Origin of the sequence: Halorientalis litorea (genome assembly GCF_023028225.1) — an archaeon.
In the GTDB taxonomy this organism is placed as follows: Archaea; Halobacteriota; Halobacteria; order Halobacteriales; family Haloarculaceae; genus Halorientalis; species Halorientalis litorea.
This window is the reverse complement of record NZ_CP095482.1, coordinates 335096-357265: the sequence shown is the minus strand read 5'-3', so window position 1 is coordinate 357265 and position 22170 is coordinate 335096. Positions and strand designations below refer to the sequence as shown.

General features: G+C 66.7%; 25 protein-coding genes. 13 read left to right on the top strand and 12 right to left on the bottom strand.

Annotation, left to right across the window (positions count from 1 at the left end; genetic code table 11):
- Nucleotides 1-134: 134 nt before the first annotated feature.
- Complete coding sequence (locus tag MUG95_RS01990) at nt 135-620, top strand: DUF555 domain-containing protein (RefSeq protein ID WP_247009397.1); 486 nt, start codon at nt 135-137, stop codon at nt 618-620.
- An 84-nt stretch (nt 621-704) separates the two neighbouring features.
- On the opposite strand, the gene MUG95_RS01985 is transcribed toward MUG95_RS01990, so the two are convergent.
- Nucleotides 705-941 carry a UPF0058 family protein gene (locus MUG95_RS01985; protein WP_247009396.1) on the bottom strand — a complete coding sequence of 79 codons (237 nt, stop codon included), beginning with the start codon at nt 939-941 and terminating at the stop codon, nt 705-707.
- Between the two features lie 212 nt (nt 942-1153).
- Here MUG95_RS01985 and MUG95_RS01980 point away from each other — a divergent pair, with 212 nt between their 5' ends.
- Nucleotides 1154-1558 (top strand): translation initiation factor IF-2 subunit beta, encoded by a 405-nt coding sequence (locus tag MUG95_RS01980; RefSeq protein ID WP_247009395.1) that lies wholly within the window; start codon nt 1154-1156, stop codon nt 1556-1558.
- On the opposite strand, the gene MUG95_RS01975 is transcribed toward MUG95_RS01980, so the two are convergent.
- From MUG95_RS01975 to MUG95_RS01960, 4 genes are all read right to left on the bottom strand, one after another.
- On the bottom strand, nt 1559-1738 hold the full coding sequence (locus tag MUG95_RS01975) for a DUF7836 family putative zinc-binding protein (protein ID WP_247009394.1): 180 nt from the start codon (nt 1736-1738) through the stop codon (nt 1559-1561).
- A 64-nt stretch (nt 1739-1802) separates the two neighbouring features.
- Nucleotides 1803-2783 carry a transcription initiation factor IIB gene (locus MUG95_RS01970; protein ID WP_247009393.1) on the bottom strand — a complete coding sequence of 327 codons (981 nt, stop codon included), beginning with the start codon at nt 2781-2783 and terminating at the stop codon, nt 1803-1805.
- A 188-nt stretch (nt 2784-2971) separates the two neighbouring features.
- Nucleotides 2972-3670, bottom strand: coding sequence for a DUF4397 domain-containing protein (locus MUG95_RS01965; protein WP_247009392.1), 699 nt, complete (start codon nt 3668-3670; stop codon nt 2972-2974).
- Nucleotides 3671-3807: 137 nt separating this feature from the next.
- The gene (locus MUG95_RS01960; protein ID WP_247009391.1) at nt 3808-4092 is read right to left on the bottom strand and encodes a DUF357 domain-containing protein; all 285 of its coding nucleotides are present in this window, start codon (nt 4090-4092) and stop codon (nt 3808-3810) included.
- 101 nt (nt 4093-4193) lie between these two features.
- On the opposite strand from MUG95_RS01960, the gene MUG95_RS01955 reads away from it, so the two are divergent.
- From MUG95_RS01955 to MUG95_RS01945, 3 genes are all read left to right on the top strand, one after another.
- On the top strand, nt 4194-5240 hold the full coding sequence (locus MUG95_RS01955) for an NAD(P)/FAD-dependent oxidoreductase (RefSeq protein ID WP_247009390.1): 1047 nt from the start codon (nt 4194-4196) through the stop codon (nt 5238-5240).
- A gap of 62 nt (nt 5241-5302) precedes the next feature.
- The gene (locus MUG95_RS01950; RefSeq protein WP_247009389.1) at nt 5303-5746 is read left to right on the top strand and encodes an SRPBCC domain-containing protein; all 444 of its coding nucleotides are present in this window, start codon (nt 5303-5305) and stop codon (nt 5744-5746) included.
- Nucleotides 5747-5802: 56 nt separating this feature from the next.
- Entirely contained in the window at nt 5803-6090 is a 288-nt protein-coding gene (locus MUG95_RS01945) for a DUF7545 family protein (protein WP_247009388.1), read from the top strand.
- Between the two features lie 44 nt (nt 6091-6134).
- Here the strand turns inward: MUG95_RS01945 and MUG95_RS01940 are convergent, their stop codons facing one another.
- On the bottom strand, nt 6135-6797 hold the full coding sequence (locus MUG95_RS01940; RefSeq protein ID WP_247009387.1) for a 2,5-diamino-6-(ribosylamino)-4(3H)-pyrimidinone 5'-phosphate reductase: 663 nt from the start codon (nt 6795-6797) through the stop codon (nt 6135-6137).
- Between the two features lie 114 nt (nt 6798-6911).
- Here MUG95_RS01940 and MUG95_RS01935 point away from each other — a divergent pair, with 114 nt between their 5' ends.
- The 7 genes from MUG95_RS01935 (at nt 6912) to MUG95_RS01905 (ending at nt 15419) form a co-directional block, all read left to right on the top strand.
- Nucleotides 6912-7943 (top strand): bactofilin family protein, encoded by a 1032-nt coding sequence (locus MUG95_RS01935; protein WP_247009386.1) that lies wholly within the window; start codon nt 6912-6914, stop codon nt 7941-7943.
- A 68-nt stretch (nt 7944-8011) separates the two neighbouring features.
- Nucleotides 8012-9286, top strand: a complete 1275-nt coding sequence (locus MUG95_RS01930) for a Single-stranded DNA binding protein (RefSeq protein WP_247009385.1) — start codon at nt 8012-8014, stop codon at nt 9284-9286.
- A 67-nt stretch (nt 9287-9353) separates the two neighbouring features.
- Complete coding sequence (locus MUG95_RS01925; protein WP_247009384.1) at nt 9354-10985, top strand: hypothetical protein; 1632 nt, start codon at nt 9354-9356, stop codon at nt 10983-10985.
- Nucleotides 10986-11732: a metallophosphoesterase gene (locus tag MUG95_RS01920; RefSeq protein ID WP_247009383.1), complete on the top strand. Its 747-nt coding sequence runs from the start codon at nt 10986-10988 to the stop codon at nt 11730-11732.
- A gap of 72 nt (nt 11733-11804) precedes the next feature.
- Nucleotides 11805-14627, top strand: coding sequence for a DEAD/DEAH box helicase (locus tag MUG95_RS01915; protein WP_247009382.1), 2823 nt, complete (start codon nt 11805-11807; stop codon nt 14625-14627).
- A gap of 26 nt (nt 14628-14653) precedes the next feature.
- Entirely contained in the window at nt 14654-15163 is a 510-nt protein-coding gene (locus MUG95_RS01910) for a macro domain-containing protein (protein WP_247009381.1), read from the top strand.
- A 37-nt stretch (nt 15164-15200) separates the two neighbouring features.
- On the top strand, nt 15201-15419 hold the full coding sequence (locus MUG95_RS01905; RefSeq protein WP_247009380.1) for a DUF8145 family protein: 219 nt from the start codon (nt 15201-15203) through the stop codon (nt 15417-15419).
- A gap of 4 nt (nt 15420-15423) precedes the next feature.
- Here the strand turns inward: MUG95_RS01905 and MUG95_RS01900 are convergent, their stop codons facing one another.
- From MUG95_RS01900 to MUG95_RS01880, 5 genes are read right to left on the bottom strand one after another with little or no spacing between them, the layout of a single operon-like run.
- Nucleotides 15424-16500 (bottom strand): alpha/beta fold hydrolase, encoded by a 1077-nt coding sequence (locus MUG95_RS01900; RefSeq protein WP_247009379.1) that lies wholly within the window; start codon nt 16498-16500, stop codon nt 15424-15426.
- 2 nt (nt 16501-16502) lie between these two features.
- On the bottom strand, nt 16503-17477 hold the full coding sequence (locus MUG95_RS01895) for an aldo/keto reductase (RefSeq protein WP_247009378.1): 975 nt from the start codon (nt 17475-17477) through the stop codon (nt 16503-16505).
- 45 nt (nt 17478-17522) lie between these two features.
- On the bottom strand, nt 17523-18593 hold the full coding sequence (locus MUG95_RS01890; RefSeq protein WP_247009377.1) for an ABC transporter permease: 1071 nt from the start codon (nt 18591-18593) through the stop codon (nt 17523-17525).
- The gene (locus MUG95_RS01885; protein WP_247009376.1) at nt 18580-20430 is read right to left on the bottom strand and encodes a PrsW family glutamic-type intramembrane protease; all 1851 of its coding nucleotides are present in this window, start codon (nt 20428-20430) and stop codon (nt 18580-18582) included. The genes MUG95_RS01890 and MUG95_RS01885 overlap by 14 nt, the downstream gene beginning before the upstream one ends.
- The gene (locus MUG95_RS01880; RefSeq protein WP_247009375.1) at nt 20427-21302 is read right to left on the bottom strand and encodes an ABC transporter ATP-binding protein; all 876 of its coding nucleotides are present in this window, start codon (nt 21300-21302) and stop codon (nt 20427-20429) included. Before MUG95_RS01880 ends, MUG95_RS01885 begins: the two co-directional genes overlap by 4 nt.
- 90 nt (nt 21303-21392) lie before the next feature.
- Between MUG95_RS01880 and MUG95_RS01875 the strand changes: the two genes are divergently transcribed.
- Entirely contained in the window at nt 21393-21848 is a 456-nt protein-coding gene (locus MUG95_RS01875; protein WP_247009374.1) for an SRPBCC family protein, read from the top strand.
- A gap of 20 nt (nt 21849-21868) precedes the next feature.
- Here MUG95_RS01875 and MUG95_RS01870 read toward each other — a convergent pair whose 3' ends face one another.
- Nucleotides 21869-22105, bottom strand: a complete 237-nt coding sequence (locus MUG95_RS01870) for a transcriptional regulator (RefSeq protein ID WP_247009373.1) — start codon at nt 22103-22105, stop codon at nt 21869-21871.
- Nucleotides 22106-22170 lie beyond the last annotated feature (65 nt).

The window sequence follows — 22170 nt, the reverse complement described above, 5'->3', positions numbered from 1 at the left end:
GGAAGCAACGGCGGCGACGGGCTTGGGGGTTACGAGTCAGTTCGCCCGCTCAGGCGCGCTCCGGCCGAATAAGGTACGGACTACCGTGTGAACGGACGCCAACCTTCTTATCATTGCACCACAAAGAGTGTGGCATGAATTGTCGAGTCGTCGTGGAGGCCGCAGTCCCGGTGTACGACGTGGAGACGGCGGACGAGGCAGTTCGTATCGCCATCTCGAAGACCGGTGAGATGCTGAACCCCGACCTCAACTACGTCGAGATAAACATGGGTGAGCGGTCTTGCCCACACTGTGGGGAAGAACACGAACCAGCGTTCATCGCGGCCGACGAGAGTCTCGTCGCTCTCGAACTGGAGATGACCGTGTTCAACGTCGAGCGGGACGAACACGCCGCCCGCATCGCACGGAAAGAAATCGGCCAGCGACTGGAGAACATCCCGCTCGAAGTCCTCGAAGTCGAGCAGACAGACACGCCAGACGACGAGACGACGGAGGAGACGGTCGAAACGACCGACACGCCCGAAATGACCGACGAGTCGGCCATCGAAGTCGAGCAGGGGTCGGAACCGGTCGAGACGGACGACGTCCTCCCCGAGTTCGAGGAACTCATCGACAAGTGACCCCGGCGGTTCGGTGACGGACCGGAGGGTGGGACCGATGGGGCTGTCGCTACAATCGGAGAGAACAGCAGTAACGAGGAGCCTTCAGTCCGCAGCGGCGGGAACCTGTTCGGTCGCTTCGTCGGCGAGTTCCGAGGTGATGCCGGCCGCCAGCGCGAACACGGCGTCCTTGTGGTCGTCTTTCGACATGTGGATGGATGTCGGTCGGACACTCACGGAGGCGTACTCGTCGTGTTCGACGTCGTTGCCGGTCTCTTCTTCGTAGTGGTTCTGTACCTGGGCCAGCAGGCCGTGGAGATGGATGAGTTCCTGCTTTTTCATGGTCACCCGAGGCTAACCACTCAAGGGTTATAGTATTACTCTGAGGGCCGTTAACACACAGCCCCGGCGGAGACCCTTTGATATGGGGGTTTTCAAGTAATTTCCCACGACGTGAAACTAGCGAGAAGTTGTAGCACATCCGGTACGAACGTCGCTGTCGCGGGTGGTCACTCGTTGAAAGGTTTTTGTCCTGCGAGTGGTACCTGTCGCGTATGGACTACGACGAGCAACTCGACCGTGCGATGGAATCGACGCCCGACATCGAGGGGAATTCCGACCGCTTCGAGGTACCTGACCCCGACGTACGGCAGGAGGGGAACGTCACTGTCTACGAGAACTTCCAAGCTACGACGAAGCGACTCGACCGCGACGAGGACCACGTGATGAAGTTCCTCCAAGGCGACTTGGGGACGAGCGGTCACATCGACGAGAGCGGCCGCGCACGGCTCACGGGGTCGTTCGACGCCGACCGCATCAGCGACGCTATCGACGCCTACACCGAGGCGTACGTTCTCTGCCCGGAGTGCGGACTCCCAGACACGAAGTTCGTGCGTGAGCAGGGCGCGTTGCTGTTGCAGTGTGAGGCGTGTGGCGCGCGCTCTCCGACCGGTGAGTGACTACTGGAGCGATTTCAGCGTCTCTAGGTCCCGTTCCGTCCGGGTGAACTCGGCCAGCCGTCTGCTCGCGTGACAGTTCGGGCAGTGAAACGTCCGCTTCGCCGCCGGGAGGTCGTTCGGCGTCGACTCCCACTCTTTCTTACACTCGGGACAGAGCAACCGGACGTATGCCTCTCTCATGTGTCCTACGTTCACACACCCCGAGAAGAAAAAGCTTGTCGCGTACTCACCGGCCGTTGTCCGCTCAGAGCGGGACTTCCTCGGATTCGAGGAGTTCCTTGTACCGGTTGCGGATGGTGACTTCGCTGATGTTCGCCACCTCGCTGACCTCACTCTGTGTGACCTTCTCGTTGGTCAGGAGGGCGGCGGCGTAGACGGCGGCGGCGGCCAGTCCTACCGGCGACTTCCCGCTGAGGATGCCCCGGTCACGGGCGGAGTCGAGCAGTTCGCGGGCGCGGCGTTCGACTTCGTCGGAGAGGTCGAGGTCGGAGACGAAGCGGGGGACGTAGCTCTCGGGGTCGGCGGGCTGGATTTCGAGGTTCAGTTCCCGCACGACGTAGCGGTACGTCCGGGTCATCTCCATCTCCTCGACGCGGGAGACGGCGACGATTTCGTCGATGCTCCGGGGCGTTCCGGCCTGTCGGGCGGCGGCGTAGAGTGCGGCCGTGGAGACGCCTTCGATGGAGCGGCCGGGGAGGAGGTCCTCGTCCAGCGCGCGGCGGTAGATGACGCTGGCAGTCTCGCGGACGTTCTCGGGGAGGCCGAGGGCGGAGGCCATGCGGTCGATTTCGCCGAGTGCCTGCTTGAGGTTGCGCTCTTTCGAGTCGCGAGTGCGGAACCGCTCGTTCCACTTGCGCAGCCGCTGCATCTTCTGACGCTGGCTGGCGTTCAGTGACCGCCCGTAGGCGTCTTTGTCCTGCCAGCCGATGTTGGTCGACAGTCCCTTGTCGTGCATCATGTTGGTGGTGGGGGCACCGACGCGGGACTTCTCGTCTTTCTCGTTCGAATTGAACGCGCGCCACTCCGGCCCGCGGTCGATTTCGTCCTCCTCGACGACGAGGCCGCAGTCCGAACACACTGTCTCGCCGTGTTCGGTGTCGGTGACGAGGTTCCCGCCACACTCCGGGCAGTGGTCGACCGATTCCGATTCCGTCTCCGACTCGGTTTCCGTGTTGGTCTCTCGGGTTCGTTCTGTCTCGGGGGAACGTATTGTTGTGTCGCTCATGATGGGTGGTCTGGATTGCCGGTGGGGAAAGCAATAAAAACTTACCGGCGATTTCCTAACTAATCGTTAGTGCCGAGCGTGTTTAAACGTTTCGACAGATTGTGGCAGAGACCCACACACGGGAAGCGTGTCTGGTAACGACACGGAACGCGTCCCGGTCGGGGCGTACTGCCCGGCGGACCCAACCGTCAGGTGTCTTTGCTGGTGACGACTTGGAGCGGCGGGTCCTCGTCGTCCGCGTCGTTCAGGCCGACGATGAACAGTGTGTACGTCTCGCCACTGTCGAACTCGTCCTCGTACACCGCGAGGTCGTTGTCGCCCCACTCGTCGGCCGGTTCGACCTCGAAACAGAGGTGTCCGGTCAACAATTCCTCGTACGCGCTCGCGGCCGTGTAGTCGAGGTCACGAGCCACGAAGTCGTCGAACGAGAACACGTCCTCCTCGTCGACTTCGAGCGTCGGAGCGTCCGGCGAGAGGTGGACCGCACGGAACCGCGATTTCAGTGACGGCTGTTCGTTCTCGTCCACGAACGTGGCGAGTTCCGGGTCGTCGGCACTGTTCGTCACCCCGAGCGTGTAACTCGTTCCGGGGTCCAGTGAGACGGTCGTTTCGAGGAGTGCCTCGTCTCTGTCGTCCCCCGACGACACGACGGTGATGTCCACCTCTTCGTCGATCAAGAACTCGTAGCGGGCGATATCCCCGAACGAAACGTCGTCGAACCGCCGAAACGCGTCGGTGAACACGTCGATGCTCGACTCGTCGGGCAGCGCGTTGACGACCCGAAGCTTCGATGCGTCTTCCTGTGCCGATGCCACGCCGCTCAAGCCACCCGCGGTGACGGCCCCTGCACCGATACCCCGGAGAAAGCTACGTCTGCTGGTTCGCATGTTGTGGTTCCCCCCACGTTTGTTTCACACGAGATTATCTATCATAATTGTATTGGAGGGATACCAATACGTTCGGTATTCGAGAGTTTACGGGTTGCTACGTGGAACCGAGGCGGGTCGGGCGGCGGTGTGGCGGACTACACGGTGAAGAGATGTCCGTGTTCGGGCACGTCGAACAACCCCATCCGGGCACCCGCATCCAGCCACGCGTGTCCGTACGAGAACGCCGCGAGGGCGTTCACCGGGTCGTCGTCGTCCCGGAAGTGTCGTCCGTCTTCGAGATACGACCGGGCCATCTCCTCGAACTCTCCCGCCGCATCGCCAAGCGGCGTCTCTGGGGGCACCGCCACCTCGGCTTCGGCGAGTGCCTCGGCGAGCAGGTTCTCGTACCGGTCCGTCTTCTCGGTGAGGTCCGCGGTCATGTCCGAAGCGGGGCGGCACGGCCCCCTAAGCGTGTCGTTCGGGTGTGTGCCCGACTCGGGACAGCGTAGGGTTAATACGCCGTCCCGGAGTACCGTCACGTATGACAGACGAGGCCGTCGAACACCGGCAACTGATAATCGCTGGCACCGGTATCGCTGGCTTGACTGCAGCCATCTACGCCGCCCGCTCGAACAACGACCCGCTCGTTCTGGAGGGGGACGAACCCGGGGGACAGTTGACGCTCACGACCGACGTGGCCAACTACCCCGGCTTCCCCGACGGCATCAGCGGCCCGGACCTCGTGAACAACATGAAAGAGCAGGCCACGCAGTTCGGGGCCGAAATCGACCACGGTATCGTCGCGGATATCGACGACACGCAACGTCCCTTCCGTGTGGAACTCTCGAACGGCGATGTCTACACCGCCGACGCCGTCATCGCTGCCTCCGGCGCGAGTGCCCGAACGCTTGGCATCCCCGGCGAGGACGACCTGATGGGCTTCGGTGTCTCGACCTGTGCGACCTGTGACGGCGCGTTCTTCCGCGGCGAGGACATGCTCGTCATCGGCGGCGGCGACGCCGCGATGGAGGAAGCCAACTTCCTCACGAAGTTCGCCGACACCGTCTACATCGCCCACCGGCGCGAGGAGTTCCGTGCCGAGGACTACTGGGTCGACCGCATCGAGGAGAAAGTCGAGTCGGGAGACGTGGAAATCATGCGGAACACAGAGGCCGTCGATATTCACGGCTCGGAGGCCGATGGCGTGGACTACGTCGACCTCGTGCGCCACCCCGAGGGCCACCCCACCGACAAACTCGACGACCCGGACACGGAGCGGTTCGAGTTCGACGTGGGTGCCGTCTTCCTCGCCATCGGCCACACCCCCAACACGGACTATCTGACGGACACTGGCGTCGAGATGGACGACGATGGATACCTCGTCACCGAGGGCGGCAGGGGCAGTGGCCAGACCCGCACTGCCGTCGACGGTATCTTCGGCGCGGGCGACGTGGTGGACTTCCACTATCAGCAGGCCATCACGGCCGGCGGGATGGGCTCGAAGGCGGCCCTCGACGCCGACGACTACCTCGAAGACTACGCCACTGTCGCCGCCGAGGAGGGCGAGACGGCGGCCGCGGACGACTAGCGAGGTCAGACGAACCGTCGCGCAACCGACGAAGCGAAGTCCTCTGCCGACCTCTACCGGGTATGCAACGCCTATCTGCGAGCGTCGACATCGACGCACCCGCCTCGGTCGTCTGGAGCGTGCTCACCGATTTCGAGACGTATCCGGAGTGGAACCCACTCATCACCAGTATCGAGGGGACAGCCGAACGCGGTGAACGGCTCACCGTCCGCGTGGAGCCGCCGGGTGGCCGTGCCGCGACGTTCCGCCCCCGTGTCCTCTCGGCCCGCGAGGGCGAGACACTGGAGTGGTACGGCAAACTGTTCGTACAGGGACTGTTCGACGGCCGGCACGGGTTCGACATCGAGGAGCGTGATGCGGGAGGAGTCCGCTTCACCCAGCGTGAGACGTTCAGCGGCCTGCTCGTGGGACTCGTGTTGCAGGAGGCTCCCCTTCTGGCCGGGTTCGACGCCATGAACGACGCGCTCAAAGAGCGTGCCGAGGCCATCGCGGCCGAGGGAGCGTAACCGCCGACGCGTCCCCACCCAACAGATGGATTAACCCGGCGGCGCAACAGTACGGCATGACAGACGAGACTGTCACACTCACTATCGAAGCAGACGACGGTACAGTCGACGAACTCTCCGTTCCCGTAGCCATGCTCGACATGCTCCGGGAGGGCGAGGAGGACAACCCCGAAATCATCGGTGACATCGCCATGCTCGGCCTCGCCCAGCGCATCCACGGTGCCGTGGCGCACGGACAGGGCGACCCGAGCCCGGAACTACAGGAAGTCGAGTCGGTGACGATGGACCTGTTCGAGGACCGCTTCGGACAGACCTTCGGCGAGATGACCGGCCACGACCACTAGGAATCGACCTCAGACGGCCGAACGGCGACGCCGCGACGACCTTTCTACTCGACGGTCCAGCGCAGGAGTACGCCGTCGTCGAGACGCTCCACGTCAGTCAGTGCTAGCTCGGGAAAGTCCTCGGTGAAGCCGTCGCCGTCGGCCAGCGTCGGGGCGTCCCGGCCGCCGAGTATCGTCGGCCCGACGAACACGGAGAGGTCGTCGACGAGTCCCTTGGCGAACAGCGAGAAGATGAGTTCACCGCCACCCTCCACGAGCAACTGCTCGATGCCGGCGGCTTCGAGACGCTCGAACGCCGCCGCGAGTTCGACACGGTCCTCGCCTTCCCTGAATACCGTCGCGCCCGCGTCCGCCATCTCGGCGACGAAGTCGGACGGGGCGGCTTCACTACAGAGGAGATAGGTCGGTGCCGCGTCGTCGAGTACCGTCGCGTCCGGCGGCGTCCGAATCCGCGAATCGGCGACGACGCGGGCCGGGTTCGGCGACTCGCCCGCCGCCTCCCGGGTCGCCCTGTGGTCGTCGTCCTTGACTGTCAGCGACGGGTCGTCGGCCAACACCGTCCCGACGCCGACCATCACGGCGTCGCTCTCCGCGCGGAGGCGGTCGACGCGCTCGAAGTCCGCGGGGCCGGAGATGTCGATTTGTGTTCGCTCCCGCGAGGAGAGCTTTCCGTCCGCACTCATCGCGGCGTTGACGACGACGCGCATACCGACCGTTCAGGACCGGACGACAACCGTCTTACGGAACGGCTTCCCGGCGGTCGCCCGAAGCGGGAGCGTCCTTTTATATTCACGGCCGGTGACAGCACGCATAGAGCAATCGTGACTTCTGCGCGCGCGCCCGGCCGTTTCGTGGCCGTGGCACTGGTCTTCGTGGTCGCACTGGCCCTCCTGCCGGGAATCGCAGCGGCGGACCAGCGGAGCGGTGGGTCCGTCGTCGTCGGCCCGAACGAGACAGTCGAGGGTGACCTCGACGCATTCGGGGGGAACATCGTCGTTCGGGGAACGGTCACCGGCGACTTGTCGGCCTTCGGAGGCAACGTCCGCATCGACGGCACCGTCGAAGGTGACGTCGAGGCCGCCGCCGGCAACGTCGTCCTCGGACCGAACGCCACCGTCGGCGGGAACGTCGAAGCCTCGGCCGACACTGTCACCGTCGCCGGGACTGTCGACGGGACCCTCGACGCAGGTGCGCGGTCGCTGACCCTCGCCCGCACCGCGAGTATCGGCGGTGACCTGACGTACTCCGGCGACCTCACCCGCGAATCGGGTGCCACCGTCGGCGGGTCCGTCACGCAGGGCGAAGTCGGCGGCTCGTTCGAGAACACCGGCCCGTCGCTTCCGGGGTGGGCATTCGACGCGTACGGTCTCCTCGTGAACGCCGCCCTCGGGGCGGTGCTATTGCTCGTCTTCCCGGTGTTTTCCCGCTCGCTCGCCGACAGGGCGTCCGCGTCGCCGGGCCGGAGCAGCGGTGTCGGTCTGCTCGCTCTCGTCGGCATCCCTGTCGCGCTCACCCTGACGATGTTGACCATCGTCGGTATCCCGCTGGCACTGGCTGGCTGGGGGCTGTACCTCGTGTTGCTGTGGGTCGCCGCGGTGTACGGTCGGTACGCCGTCGGTACGTGGCTGAGCGGGTTGGCCGGCGTCGACAACCGCTGGGTCGGCCTGCTGGTCGGTCTGGTGGCGGTCGCTCTCCTGAAGCAGATTCCGCTGCTCGGCGGCCTCGTGGAGCTACTCGTCGTGTTGTTCGGTCTGGGCGCGCTGTCGATGTCACTGTACGGTCGGTACCGTGGTGGCGGGCAAGGGGACGCGGACGCGCCGACGGCCGGCGACGAGGACGCGACTCCCGCCTGAGCGGCGGCGCGGAACGTCGCAGTGGCGCGGGACACGATTTTTATCCCGCCCCCTCGAACCCGGTAGTGATGCAACTCGACGACCATGCCGAGGACCTCGCCTCCGACCTCGGCGTTGACAAAGAGGAGGTCAAATCTGACCTTGAGAACTTGGTGAGTTACAGCGTCCCGGTGGACGAGGCCAAGCAGAGCCTCCGGCGAAAGTACGGCGATGGCACGGCCGGTGACACCGGCGCGCCGAGTGCCGTCGACGTGGCCGAGGTGTCGACCGACGATTCGTCGGTGACGGTCACGGCCACCGTCCTGACCGTCGGGAAACGACCCATCCACTACCGCGGCGAGGAGCAAGTCATCTTCGAGGGTGAACTCGCCGACGGGACGGGCAGGATATCCTACACCGCGTGGGAGGACTTCGACCTGCAACCCGGCGAGACGGTCCGTATCGGCAACGCGGGCGTCCGCGAGTGGGAGGGCCATCCCGAACTCAACCTCGGGGAGAGCACCGACGTGGAACGCGTCGACGACTCGCCCGCCATCGCGTACGATATCGGCGGTGACGCGACCCTCGCAGACCTCTCTCCCGGTGACCGTGGCGTGGCCGTCGAGGTCAGCGTCGTGGAGTGTGAGCGGAAGGTCATCGACGGCCGCGACGGCGAGACCGAAATCCTGAGCGGGACGCTCGCCGACGAGAGCGCGCGCCTGCCCTTCACCGACTGGGAACCCCGCGACGCGCTCGGTGAGGGTGTGTCCGTCCGCGTCGAGAACGCCTACGTCCGGGAGTTCCGCGGCGTCCCGTCGGTGAACCTCTCGGAGTTCTCCACGGTCACGCCCCTCAACTCGCCGGTGCAGGCCCGCGCCGACCCCGAACGGCTCCCCGTCCGCGAGGCGGTCGACCGCGGCGGGGCCTACGACGTGGAACTCCGGGGCAACGTCATCGAAATCCGGGACGGGTCCGGCCTCATCGAGCGGTGCCCCGAGTGCGGGCGCGTCGTCCAGAACGGCCAGTGCCGGAGCCACGGGACCGTCGAGGGCGAGGACGACCTGCGGACGAAGGCAATCCTCGACGACGGTACCGGCACCGTCACCGCCGTCCTCGGGGCCGACCTGACCGCCGAGGTGTACGGCGGTGGCCTCGACGCCGCGAAAGAGCACGCCCGCGACGAGATGGACCAGTCGGTGGTCGCGGACACCATCGCGGAGCGCGTCGTCGGCCACGAGTTCCGCGTCCGCGGGTCGCTGTCGGTCGACGAGTACGGCGCGAACCTCGACGCGACGGCGTTCACGCGGAGTGAGGACGACCCGGCGGACCGTGCGCGGGACCTGCTCGCGGAGGTCGGCCGATGAGGTCCGCTTTCCCCGCCCGTCCGGGTGGGACAGGCGACCCCACGCTCGCCACTGGGGGGTGGTCCGCGTGAGTGCCGACGACGGCGGCCCCGGCCGTCGAGAGGTCGCCTATCGGCTGTTCGCCGCCGAGTACGACGACGCCGACTTCTCGTACTCCGAGAGCGACGAGGAGCGCGCACCCAACTACGTCGTCACGCCGAGCGGTGCGCGAGTCAACCGCCTGTTCGTCGTGGGTGTCCTCACTGAACTGGAGCAGGTCAACGAGGACGTGCTTCGGGCACGCATCGTGGACCCGACCGGCGCGTTCGTCGTCTACGCCGGGCAGTACCAACCCGAGGCACTGGCGTTTCTCGAACGCACGGAGCCACCGGTGTTCGTCGCCCTGACCGGCAAGGCCCGAACGTTCCAACCCGACGACGCCGACACCGTCTACACCTCCGTCAGACCCGAGAGCATCAACGAGGTGGACGCCGAGACGCGGGATCGCTGGGTCGTGCAGACGGCCGAGCAGACCCTCTACCGAGTCGCGACGATGGCCGACGCGCTCGGCCGTGCAGAGCGCGGTGACGACCTCGCGGCCGCCCTCGCCGCGGACGGCGTCGACGAGAGCCTCGCTTCGGGCACCGCACTGGCACTGGAACACTACGGGACGACGCCGACGTACCTCGGCGCGCTCCGTGAAGTCGCGCTCGACGCCGCCCGCGTCGTCGCCGGTGACCGCGAGGAAGTCGAAGGACTGTCCGTCGCGCCCGACGCGGCGGGGTCGACGACACTCGCCGACCTCGACGCCCTCGATTCGCCGGTCGGCGAGACCGGCGGGGCCGTCGAGGCCGACACCGAACCCGAAACCGCGGCGTCCGGGACGACAGACGACACCGCGGCTGACGACTCGTCCCCCGACCCGACAGAGAGCCACGACACGCCGTCAGCCGAGCGGACGGACGCCGAACCGGCCGCCGAGCAGACAGAGACCGAACCGGCCGAACCCGAGTCGACCGGGACGACGCCGACCTCGTCCGAACCTGCAGACTCGGCGAGCGAACCGGAGACCGTCGAGACAGCGACCGAGACCACGGCGACCGACGCCGGTGGGTCCGAGGCGGACGCCGACCTGACTGGCACGGACGACGACGACATCGGCGACTTCGAGGGCGGCGAGTTCGAGTTGGAGGACGACGAGCGCGAACGCATCGAGGAGGAGTACGGCACCGACTTCTCGACCGGCACGGAGGTCGAAGAACCGGGCGAAGCCGACATCGAGACGCCCGACCCCGAGGACCTCGACGAGGAGGCGGCGGGGACGCCGGCGGCGACGGACTCGGCCGCGGCAGACCCCGAACCGAGCCCCGCGGACACCGAAACCGTGGACGCCGACGCGGGTGGGCAGGCGACCGGCGGGGGCGCGGACCCGGAACCCGACGAGGAGACGGAACCGGAACCGCCCGAAACCGACGAGGAGACAGTCGCCGAACCCGACGCCGATGCCGACGGGGACACAGCCGACGTGGACCTCACGGACGCCGCGATGGACGCGATGCGGGAACTGGACGAGGGTGACGGGGCCGACCACGACGACGTGGTTGCGAGCGTCGTCGAGGAGTACGGCGCGGACCCCGAGGCCGTCGAGGAAGCGATACAGGACGCGCTGATGGACGGGCGGTGTTACGAACCAGCCGACGCGACGCTGAAACCCATTTGAATGGCCGTCGAGCCGGTCCCCGGGGAACCCGCGGCAGTCGCGACCCTCCCGGACGAACGGGCACTCGTCCTCGCAGACTACCACGCGGGGCTGGAGGTCGGCCTGCGGCACGAGGGCGTCGAACTCCGAAGCGACGCCGAGAGCCGACGGACGGCCGTCCAGACCCTGCTCGACGGGACGGCTGCGGACAGACTGGTCGTCCTTGGTGACTTCGCGAACGCCATCGGTGACCCACGCGGCGAGGAGCGTGCCGAACTGACGGCGTTGCTCGACGCCGTTTCCGTACCGACGACGGTCGTTCGCGGGAACCACGACGGGGACATCGGGGACGTGACCGACGGCTACCCGGACGTGACGGTGACGCCCGGGCACGGGGTCCGGTACGGGTCGGTCGGGTTCGCACACGGTCACACGTGGCCTTCGCCGGACGTACTCCGTGCCGACGTGGTCTGTACCGCCCACGAGCATCCCGTGGTCCGACTGGAGGACGACGTGGGCGGTGCGCGCGTCGAGCGCGTGTGGCTCCGGGGGGACCTGAACAGTGCCCCGTTCGCGGCGTTCCACGACACCACCATCGACGGGGGCGGCGAACTCATCGTCTTCCCGGCGTTCAACGACCGCACGGGCGGGACGTGGGTCAACGTCGAAGGGCAAGACTTCCTCGCGCCGTACCTCCCCGAGGGAGTGACCGACGGGCAGGCGTACCTCCTCGACGGGACGCGACTCGGGGACTACCGGCGCGTGTGAGTCCCGTCGCCGTCGACGCCGCCCGGCGGACGAAGCGGTGTGCTTAATCGGGTCGCACCGCTAGGGCTGTCGATGGCAGAATCGGGGTCTGCGGCCGCCTTCGCGGAACTCGGGGCGGCCGTGCGTGACGCGCTCTCCGAGCGCGGGTTCTCCTCGCCCACCGAGCCACAGCGTCGCGCGATTCCGCCCCTCTCGGAGGGGGCCAACGGCCTCATCGTCGCGCCGACCGGAACCGGGAAAACCGAGACGGCGATGCTCCCCGTCCTCGACGCCCTCGAAGGAACTGACCAGTTCGGCATCGGCACGCTGTACGTGACACCGTTGCGGGCACTGAACCGGGACATGCGCGACCGACTGGAGTGGTGGGGGGAGACACTCGACGTAGATGTCGACGTTCGTCACGGCGACACGACGGACTACCAGCGACAGAAGCAGGCCGACGACCCGCCGGACGTGCTGGTGACGACGCCCGAAACCCTGCAAGCGATGCTCACGGGGTCGAAACTCCGCGTCGCGCTGGCGAACGTGGACCACGTCGTCGTCGACGAGGTACACGAGCTCGCGGCGGCGAAACGCGGTGCCCAACTCACTATCGGCCTCGAACGCCTCCGCGAGGTCGCCGGTTCCGTCCAGCGTATCGGCCTCTCCGCGACTGTCGGTGACCCCGAAGAGGTAGGAAAGTTTCTCACGGGCGACCGCGGCTGTGAAATCGTCGAGGTGGACGTGGGCAGTAAAATCGACGTGACCGTCAGGGAGCCGGCAGTCACCGACGAGGACGAGCAGTTGGCGAGCGAACTGATGACCAACGTCGAGGTAGCCAGTCACGTCCGGGCGATAGACGAACTCGTCGCCAGCCACGACTCGACGCTCGTGTTCGTCAACACCCGACAGACCGCCGAGGCACTCGGGTCGCGGTTCAAAGAACTCGGCACCGACATCGAAGTTCACCACGGGTCGCTCTCCAAGGAGGCCCGCATCGATGTCGAGGACGAGTTCAAGGCCGGTGACGTGTCGGCCCTGCTGTGTACGTCCTCGATGGAACTGGGCATCGACGTAGGGAGCATCGACCACGTGGTCCAGTACCAGAGTCCGCGCCAGGTGTCGCGGTTGCTCCAGCGTGTCGGGCGGGCGGGCCACCGCCGCGACGAAGTGTCCGCCGGGACGGTCATCACCACCCGCCCGGACGACACCTTCGAGGCGTTGGCCATCGCCCGGCAGGCCCGCGCGGGCGACGTCGAACCCGCGAACATTCACCACGGCAGTCTCGACACTGTCGCGAACCAAATCGCGGGCATCCTGATGGACGTCGGCGAGGTGTCGGCCATGCGGGCCTACGACATCGTGACGCGGGCCTACCCGTTCCGGGACCTCTCGGAGTCGAAGTTCAAACAGGTGGTCCGCGAACTCGCGGACAACCGCGTCGTCTGGTTAGAGGAAGACGCGGACCGAATCGAGAAGCGGCGGGGGACGTGGCAGTACTTCTACCACAACCTCTCGATGATTCCCGACGAGGCCACCTACGACGTCTCCGACATGGCCTCGGGGCGACAGGTCGGGACCCTCGACGAGCAGTTCGTCGTCAACTTCGCCGCACCGGGCGAAATCTTCATTCAGGGCGGGGAGATGTGGCGAATCACGGAGGTAGACGAGGAGGACGAGGAGGTCCTCGTCTCGCCCGTCGAGGACCCCGCGGGCGAAGTCCCGTCGTGGGTCGGACAGGAGATACCGGTCCCCTACGACGTGGCACAGGAAGTCGGCGAACTCCGCGGCGTCGCGGGCGCGCAACTCGACGGCGCGTCACCCGAGGCCGTGGCGCGTGACCTCACCCGCCGGTATCCCGCCGACGAACACACCATCGTCGAAGCCATCGACCAACTGACCCACCACGACGCTCCCGTTCCCACCGACGACCGACTCCTCGTGGAGTTTCACGGCCGCGAGGTGGTAGTCAACGCCCACTTCGGGCACACCATCAACGAGACGCTGGGACGTGTCCTCTCGGCTCTCATCGGACAGCGAACCGGGTCCTCGGTGGGGCTGGAAGTCGACCCGTACCGCATCGAACTCGAAGTCCCGCGCGGCGTGACGGTCAACGACGTACTCGACACCGTCGAGGAGACGGACCCCGAACACGTCGAGGGCATCATCGAACTCTCGCTGAAGAACGCCGACGCGCTGAAGTTCAAACTCGCACAGGTCGCCACGAAGTTCGGCGCGCTGAAGAACTGGCAGTCCGGGTCGGGCCAGCGGTTCGGCCGCTCCCGCCTCCTCGATGCCCTCGAAGGCACGCCAGTCTACGACGAGGCGGTGCGCGAACTGCTCCACGAGGAACTGGCCGTCGACGCGGCGAGCGAGGTGCTTGCCCGCATCCAGCGTGGCGACATCGAGATAGCGACCGTCGGCGAGCGGACGGCCGTCGGGTTGGGCGGCCGGTCGTCGGGGCAGGAACTGCTGGCCCCCGAGAACGCCGACGCGAGCGTCATCCAGACGGTCCGCGAGCGCATCCAGAACGACCGTATCCTCTTGTTCTGTCTGCACTGTCAGGACTGGGAGCGCAAACGCGAGGTCAAGCGCGTCTCGGACCAACCGGAGTGTCCGAACTGCGGGTCCACCCGCATCGCGGCACTCAACCCGTGGGCTGACGAGGTGGTGACGGCCGTCACGTCCGGCGAGAAGGACGACGAACAGGAGAAACAGACCCGACGCGCGTACAAGTCGGCCAACCTCGTCCAGAGCCACGGCAAGCAGGCCGTCGTCGCGCTGGCCGCCCGCGGCGTCGGCCCGCACAACGCCGCTCGCATCATCAGCAAACTCCGGGAGGACGAAGACGAGTTCTACCGCGACATCCTCTCACAGGAGCGTCAATACGCCCGCACGCAGTCGTTCTGGGATTGAAGTCCCCGGCCGCCGAACGGCTCGGTATGGACTTCGAGGTGATTCAGGGCGACATCGCCGCACAGTCCGCGGACGCACTGGTGAACGCGGCCAACACCGGCCTGCGGATGGGGTCGGGCGTCGCTGGCGCGCTCCGCCGGGGAGCGGGCGACGGCATCGACGAGGAAGCCGTCTCGAAGGGGCCGGTCGCCCTCGGTGGCGTAGCCGTCACGGACGCCTACGACCTCGACGCCGAGTACGTGATCCACGCTGCGGCGATGCCGGCGGGCGGGCAGGCCACCGCGGACAGCATCCGTGACGCGGCACGGAACACGCTCGAACGGGCAGCCGAACTCGGCTGTGAGTCGCTCGTGATACCGGTCCTCGGGACGGGCGTGGCTGGGTTCGAGTTGCGGGACGGCGCGCGCATCATCTGCGAGGAGATAGCCGCTGTCGAGTCCGACTCGCTCTCGGACGTGCGCGTCATCGCCTACAGCGAGGACGACGCCGAGACTGTCCGGGCCGTCGCGGACGACGTGCGGACTGCCCGCGAGTGAGCAGAAGGGATGAGTTCGTCGCGGCCGTAGCGGGCGTATGGACGTTCCCGACGACCCGCCGAGGGTGTGCCCGGTGTGTACGGCGGCCTACGACTCGGTGTCCGTCCACGAGTCCGGCGTGATGGTCAACCTGCTCGACAACGAGCGGTACCGCCGGGTCTGCTTCGAACCGGTCGACGACGGTGACGCGTCTCGCCTCCGGTTTTACCACCACACGCACGAACAGGCCAGGACCGCGGACGACCCGCACGGCTGACGCCTCAGAGACTGGCCGCGTCCGTGATGGCGTCGGCGACTGCCTGCGGGCGTGCCTCCTCGATGAAGTGTCCGGCGTCCTCGAAGGCGGCCACGTTCCCCTCTAACTGCGGGAACGCTTCGCGCCACTGGTCGAGGACCTCGGGTTTGCCGCAGGGGTCCCACCGGCCGACGACGGCCCGCACGCCGATGTCACGGGCGTCCGGTCCCCACTCCGCGACGATACGCTCCTGCATCGCCTCGTAGAACGGCCCGGTGTCTCGCTTGCCGAGGTCCGGGTCCTCGTAGACGTTCCCGTGGCCCCAGTACGGCGTCTGCCAGACGAGGCGTTTGGAACTGCGGACGTTCCCCCGGTCACGGAACTGCTCGCAGAACACGCGCTCCGCATCCCGTCCGGTGGCGGGTACCCGGCCGAGGCGACGGGCGATGATGTAGAGGACGAGGCCGCTGTACAGTTTGACCGGCAGTTGCGGGGACTGGAAGGGGATGTAGGCGGCGACCTCTCGCCAGAACACGTCCGGCACGACGCTGGCCACACGCGCCCACGGGAGGAGTCGCGTCGGGTAGTTCCCGTGGTAGGTGTAGCCCGTATCGGGCATGGGGAAGACGGTACTGTTCAGCACGACGAGGTTCGAGACGAGGCCGGGGTGGTCGAGGAACCCGCCGACGCCGATGGGGCCGCCCCAGTCGTGGACCACGAGCGTCACGTCCGAGAGGTCGAGCGCGTCGACCAGATGCGAGAGATTTCGAGCGTGGTCGTGACAGACCATCTGGTAGTCGGCGGTGTCGGCGAGACCGAAGCCGACGTGGTCCATCGTCACGACGCGGACGGTGCCGTCGGCGTCCGCGAGGAGGTTGTCGACGACGTTCCGGTAGGTGTAGGAGTTCTCGGGATTGCCGTGGACCAGCACCACCGTCGCGTCGGGGTCGCCGGAACCGTGGATGCTGTCCCGGACGAACAGTCGCTTGCCCGCGTCGTGTCCCGCCGGAACCTCGAACCACGCGCCACAGCCCTCCGGGTAGTAGTCGGCGGGAACGTGGTCGACCGGCGTGTCACCGGGCTCGTCGTACCAAGTGGCCATTACTACTCGTGACCCGAGACTGGAACTGGCTCGTAGGGCTCTTCGAGGTACGCCACGTCGCTCTCCGCGAGGTCGATGTCGAGTGCTTCGACGGCCTGTTCGAGGTGTTCCACGCTCGTCGTCCCCACGATTGGTGCGGTGACCCAGTCTTTGTCGAGCACCCACGCGAGCGCGATTTGTGCCATCGTGGCGTCGTACTCCGACGCGAGTTCCTCGACCCGCTCGTTCACTTCGAGGCCACCACCCTCCATGTACGGGTGTTCGTAGAGTCGCTCCTCGGTATCGCCACGGGTGGTCGTGTCGACCGCTTCGTGGGGGCGCGTCAGGAAGCCGCGGGCCATCGGACTCCACGGGATGACGCCGATGCCCTGCTTCTGACAGTACGGGAGCATCTCACGTTCTTCCTCGCGATACGCGAGGTTGTAGTGGTTCTGCATCGTGGCGAACCGCTCCAGCCCGAGACGGTCGCTGGTGTTGAGTGCCTCCGCGAACTGGTGCGTCCACATCGAACTCGCGCCGATGTAGCGCGTCTGGCCCCGGCGGACGGCGTCGTCGAGTGCCCGGAGCGTCTCCTCGATTGGCGTCTTGTAGTCCCACCGGTGCGGTTGCAGGAGGTCGACCGTCTCCATCCCGAGACGGTCGAGGCTCGCGTCGAGTTCCTGCTCGATGGCCTTCCGGGAGAGGCCACGCGAGAAGCGGTTGTCGTCGTCCATCTGGAAGAAGAGTTTGGTCGCGACGACGCTCTCCTCGCGCCGTCCTTCCAATGCCGACCCGAGGACGCGCTCGGATTCCCCCTTCGAGTACATGTTGGCGGTGTCGAAGAAGTTGATGCCGAGGTCGATTGCCCGCTCGATGATGGGCCGTGCGTCCTCCCCGTCCAGCACCCAGTCGCGCCAGTCCGGGTCGCCGAAGCTCATACAACCCAGACAGAGGCGACTCACTTCGACGCCGGTGTCGCCGAGGGTGGTATACTCCATACCCGCCCCCTCTCAGCGGTAGGATGAAAAACCAGTGGGTCGCGCTCAGAGCGATTCGGCGTCGACCCCGCGGACGTACCGCCGAACCACCGCGTACAGTGCCGCCGCGACGGCGACGTACAGCGCGACCAACCCGTAGGTCGTCGTCGTCGGACTGCCGACGGCGAGTTTCGCGACGGTGGTGGCGGGGTGTTCCGGCAGGAACACGGCCGCCCCGAACAGCGTGAGGACGCCGGTCGAGTAGACGAGTTGTGCCGACCGCCGCTCACGGAGGAGCAGTCCCATCGAGACGCCGATGGCGACGACGATGGTCGCGACCGCCGCGACGACGAGCACCAGCGGCACGACGTTCGAGATGGCGATGTCGTTGAACCAGAGCAAGACCAGCCACAGCAGTGCCTGCACGGGCGCGAGGACTGCCATCGCCGCCGCTTTCCCGTCGACGATGTCGGTGAGCGTGATGGGCGCGACACGCAGGAGTTCGAGCGTCCCGCGTTCGATTTCCTCGGTGACGGCGTCGACGGCGACGGACCCGCTGATGAAGGGCGGCAGGAACAGCAACAGCGGAAGCAGGACGGTGTAGGTGAACCCGAAGTACGGACTCGCGGGGGCTTCCGGCGGGAGCGAGACGAGTTGTGCGTCGATGTCGCCGGCTCGGTCCTGTCGCTCCGCGCGCTCGTAGGCCTCAAGCACGTCACGCACTTGGACCACGATGAGCGTGGTCCGCAGGCTGTTGTCTGGTGCCGTCGCCGTCACGCTGATGCGACTGTCGGCACCCCGGTCGGTCGCCAGTATCGCGTCGACCTGCCCGCGCTGGAACGCCTCGGTGGCAGCCGCGTTGTCGGGAAACGTGAGGGCCGTCACGCCGTCGACCGACGCCGCGGCGGCTTCGAGGTCGCGCACGTCGTCGCCGGTGATACCCACGTCGACCCCGCCGCCCGAGACCGACCCGGGGTCGTACAGCGAGGTGAGGCCGACGACGAGGAACGACGAGAACGCGGCCACGAACAACTGAATGAGCAACGCGAGGACGATTGTCTTCTCGCGGGACAGCGAGGTGAGTTCACGCCGTGCGATGGCCGCCCGCGCCCCGCCGAACACGTCAGACCAAGCCACTGACGTTCACCACCGTGAGATTGTACGCGAGGTGGACGACGACGGCGGCCACCACCGCCAGGAAGTAGGCGCGACGACTCCGACTGGCACCGACGGCCGAGATGCTCGCCGTCACCGTGTGGAGGACCAGTGGCGCGAGCAGGAGACCGAGGAAGACCGGAACAGACGGTACTTCGGTCCCGGAGGCGAGCGCGGCCTGTCCGACAGCTATCTCCTCCAACCCGACGACTTGCGCGATGAGGGTCATTTTCTCGCCGACGAAGAAACCGAGGCCGCTGAACGTCCCGACGACCAGCGCGGGCACGAGTCCCGGCGCGAACCGCCGGTGTGCGTAACCCGCGTAGACGTGGATGCTCTTTGCCACCTCCTCGATGACGGCGACGACGACGAGGATGGCGGGAATCGAGAACGCCTGCGGGATGGCAAAGAGCAGGGCCACGCCGACCAACTCCGCGACGAACACGAACGGGAGCAGTATCGCGCTCGTCAGCGCGACTGTCCACTTCCCGTGGACGCGGGCCGCGAACGCGTCGAGAATCTTCAGCGGAATGGACCGCTGGGTGAACATGTCCTCCTCGCGGTAGAGCCCCGCGCCGAGGGCGAACAACACCCCCGCGGTCAGCGTCGGCGGGAGCGTCGAGAACGCAAACTCGCCCAGTGCGACCGACTGACCCTGCAGGTTCCGCACGACGAGCGTCAGCGGCGAGATGAGCGCGACGGGGTTCACCTCGGTGAAGATGGCCGGGACGAACGCGTACGTCGTCAGCGACACCGTGACGGTCACCGTGACGAAGGTGAGTTCCTTGAACGACCGCGCGAACATCGCGCCGACGAACGTCGCCGAGAGGAACAGCGCGGCGATGGGTGCTATCGCTATGACGGCCACCCCGACCGAGAGTGGGTCGAAACTGGGGAGCGACAGCGCGGTGGCGATGACGGCTGTCACCCCGATGGTCGCACCGAAGTACGGGAGCGTCTTCCCGGCGATGATGTCTGTGCGGGTGACCGGCGCGACCAACAGCAGTTCGCCGCGGCGGTTCAGTCGCTCCGAGAGTATCGTACTCCCGTAGGCCTGCACGACGAAGTTCATCGGGAGGACGAACAGGAACGCGAGGACGAGGGACTGGAACGGGAACGGGGGCGCGATGTCGCTCGGCGACCCCGACCCGCCACCGCCGCCTAACTGCCCGACGATGCCGCCGAGGGCACCCGCTCCGTCCGACTCCTCGGACGTGCCGCCGTCCGCGGCCGTCGTCGCTGTCGCTTCGCCTCCGTCGTCACTGCTCTCACCGCCGTCCGTCGCGGTCGCGCCCCCTTCGTCGCTGGGTCCGTCTGCCGCGTCACTGCTGTCGTCGCTTTCGGCACCGTCCGCCGCGACGACGCTTTGCACGTTCTGCCGTTCGGCGTAGCCGAGCGTTACGACGATTGGGTACGCGGCGGACTGGTTCGGTTCCTCGGCCATCCGTGCGTCGTTGAACGACTCGACCGTCGACCGCAACTCCGCGCTGGCCGCCCGCCCCTTCTCGGTGTCGGCCGGGTACACCGACTCGCCCTCGACGAGCAGGTCGATGCGGCCCGCCCGGAGCGCGTCTCTGCTCGGTTCACGGACCGTGAACGTCGCATCCGACGCGACCACCTCGTGGTACGGACTCGTCTCGTCGACGCCGACACGGTAGATGCCCTCGTCCAGTGCGGCCCCTTGCGCGGCGGCGAAGGGGACGACGACGGCCGCAGCGAGGACTGTCAGCAGGGCAACGGCGACCGTCCGTTTGTCGACACCGCCCGCGTTCTTCGTGACCTCCCAGCGAGCGATGCGCAGGACTTTCCGGGGGTTCACACCTCTGCCTCCGGTTCGGCGAGGTCCAGGAACACCTCTTCGAGACTGGACTCCTCCGTCCTGATGTCGACGACCGACCCGCCGGCGTTCTGGGCCGCCGTTCGCGTCTCCTCGACGGCATCCATCGTCTCGACCACGCGGTGGTACCGGCCGTTCTCCTGTACGCTGCCGGGCACTTCGACGGTGGTGTAGACGTGGTACTCCGTCTCGCCGTGGTCGGCCCGCAACTGTTCGAGCGGCCCCTGTGCCACGACGCGCCCCTCGTTCATGATTGCGACCCGGTCACAGATGCTCTCGACGTGGTAGAGGTTGTGGGCACTGAACACGATGGTCTTGCCCTCCTCGGCGAGGCCGCTCGTGAAGTCGATGACGTAGTTCGTCGTCAGCGGGTCGAGGCCACTCGCCGGTTCGTCGTACACCAGCACGTCCGGGTCGTTGATGAGCGACCGTGCGATGGCAACCTTCCGTTTCATTCCCTTCGACATGTCGCCCAGCGCGCGGTCGCGGTGTTCCAAGTCGAGGTCGTCGAGCGTGTCGTGGATGCGCCGGTCGGCCACACCGTCGGGAACGTCGTAGAGGTCGCCGAAGAAGTGGAGATAGGTGAGCGGTGTCATCTCCTCGTACAGCGGCGACTCTTCGGGGAGAAACCCCAGTCGCCGCCGCATCTCCGGGTCCCCCGCCTCGTACCCGGCGACGGACACCTCGCCGCCCGTCGGGTCGAGTAGTCCGGCGAGCATCTTCAGCGTCGTCGTCTTGCCCGCCCCGTTCGGGCCGATGATGCCGAACACCTCGCCGGTATCGACCGAGAAGGTACTTCCTTCGACGGCTGTAAAACCCCCATACTCTTTCCGCAGGTCCCGGACCTCTATCATTCGCCTGCCGGTAGGAAACCCGTAACCGTATACCTTGGCCCGACTCTCGGACTGGACAACGCTTTTCGCTCTGCTTTCCCCACGCTCCCTATGGGACTTCGGACGGCACTCGCCGACGCGACAGTCGCAGTCGAACGGACGCCCGACGGCCGCCGCGTCTGCGTGTCGCGGCGCGTCGACGCGCCCCGAGCGACGTGTTGGGACCTGCTTACCGACACGAACCGATGGCCCGACTGGGGGCCGTCGGTCCGTGGCGTCGAGTGTGACAGCCGGTACATCGACGCGGGCACGACGGGGCGAGTCAGGACTGTCGGCGACGTGTGGCTCCCGTTCGAGGTGACGGGGTGTCGGGACTACCGCTGGACGTGGCGCGTCGCTCGGATTCCAGCGACCGGGCATCGCGTCGACGCCGTGGGGGACGGCGAGCAGGCGTGTCGCCCCGTCTTCGAGATACCGCCGCTCGCCGGTGGCTACGCGGTGGTGTGTGCGAACGCACTGCAGGAACTAGCCCTGCTCGCCGACGACACGCTCACGGGGGGCGAGTAGTCGGCGCGGGCGGGTGTCGATTACTGCTTGGCTACGCGTGCCTTCTCTACCTGATAAATGTCCTCGCCGATTCCCTGTCCATCACAGCCGTCTGTCGGGCATCGATAGTACCAGCCGTCGGTCGTCCCGGACCGCTCCGCGAACCGCTCGCCACACTTGTCACAGAAGAGTTGTCCGTCCGAACACGTGTCCCGGTGGAGCTCCAGTTCGAGTTCGGTGGCGAACGTCCGTTTGCAGTTCCTGCAGGTGTGAGCCATGCTAGTGACATTCCGATTCGTCCCTTATATCTGCACCGGAACGTTCACGCCCCTCGATTTCGGGG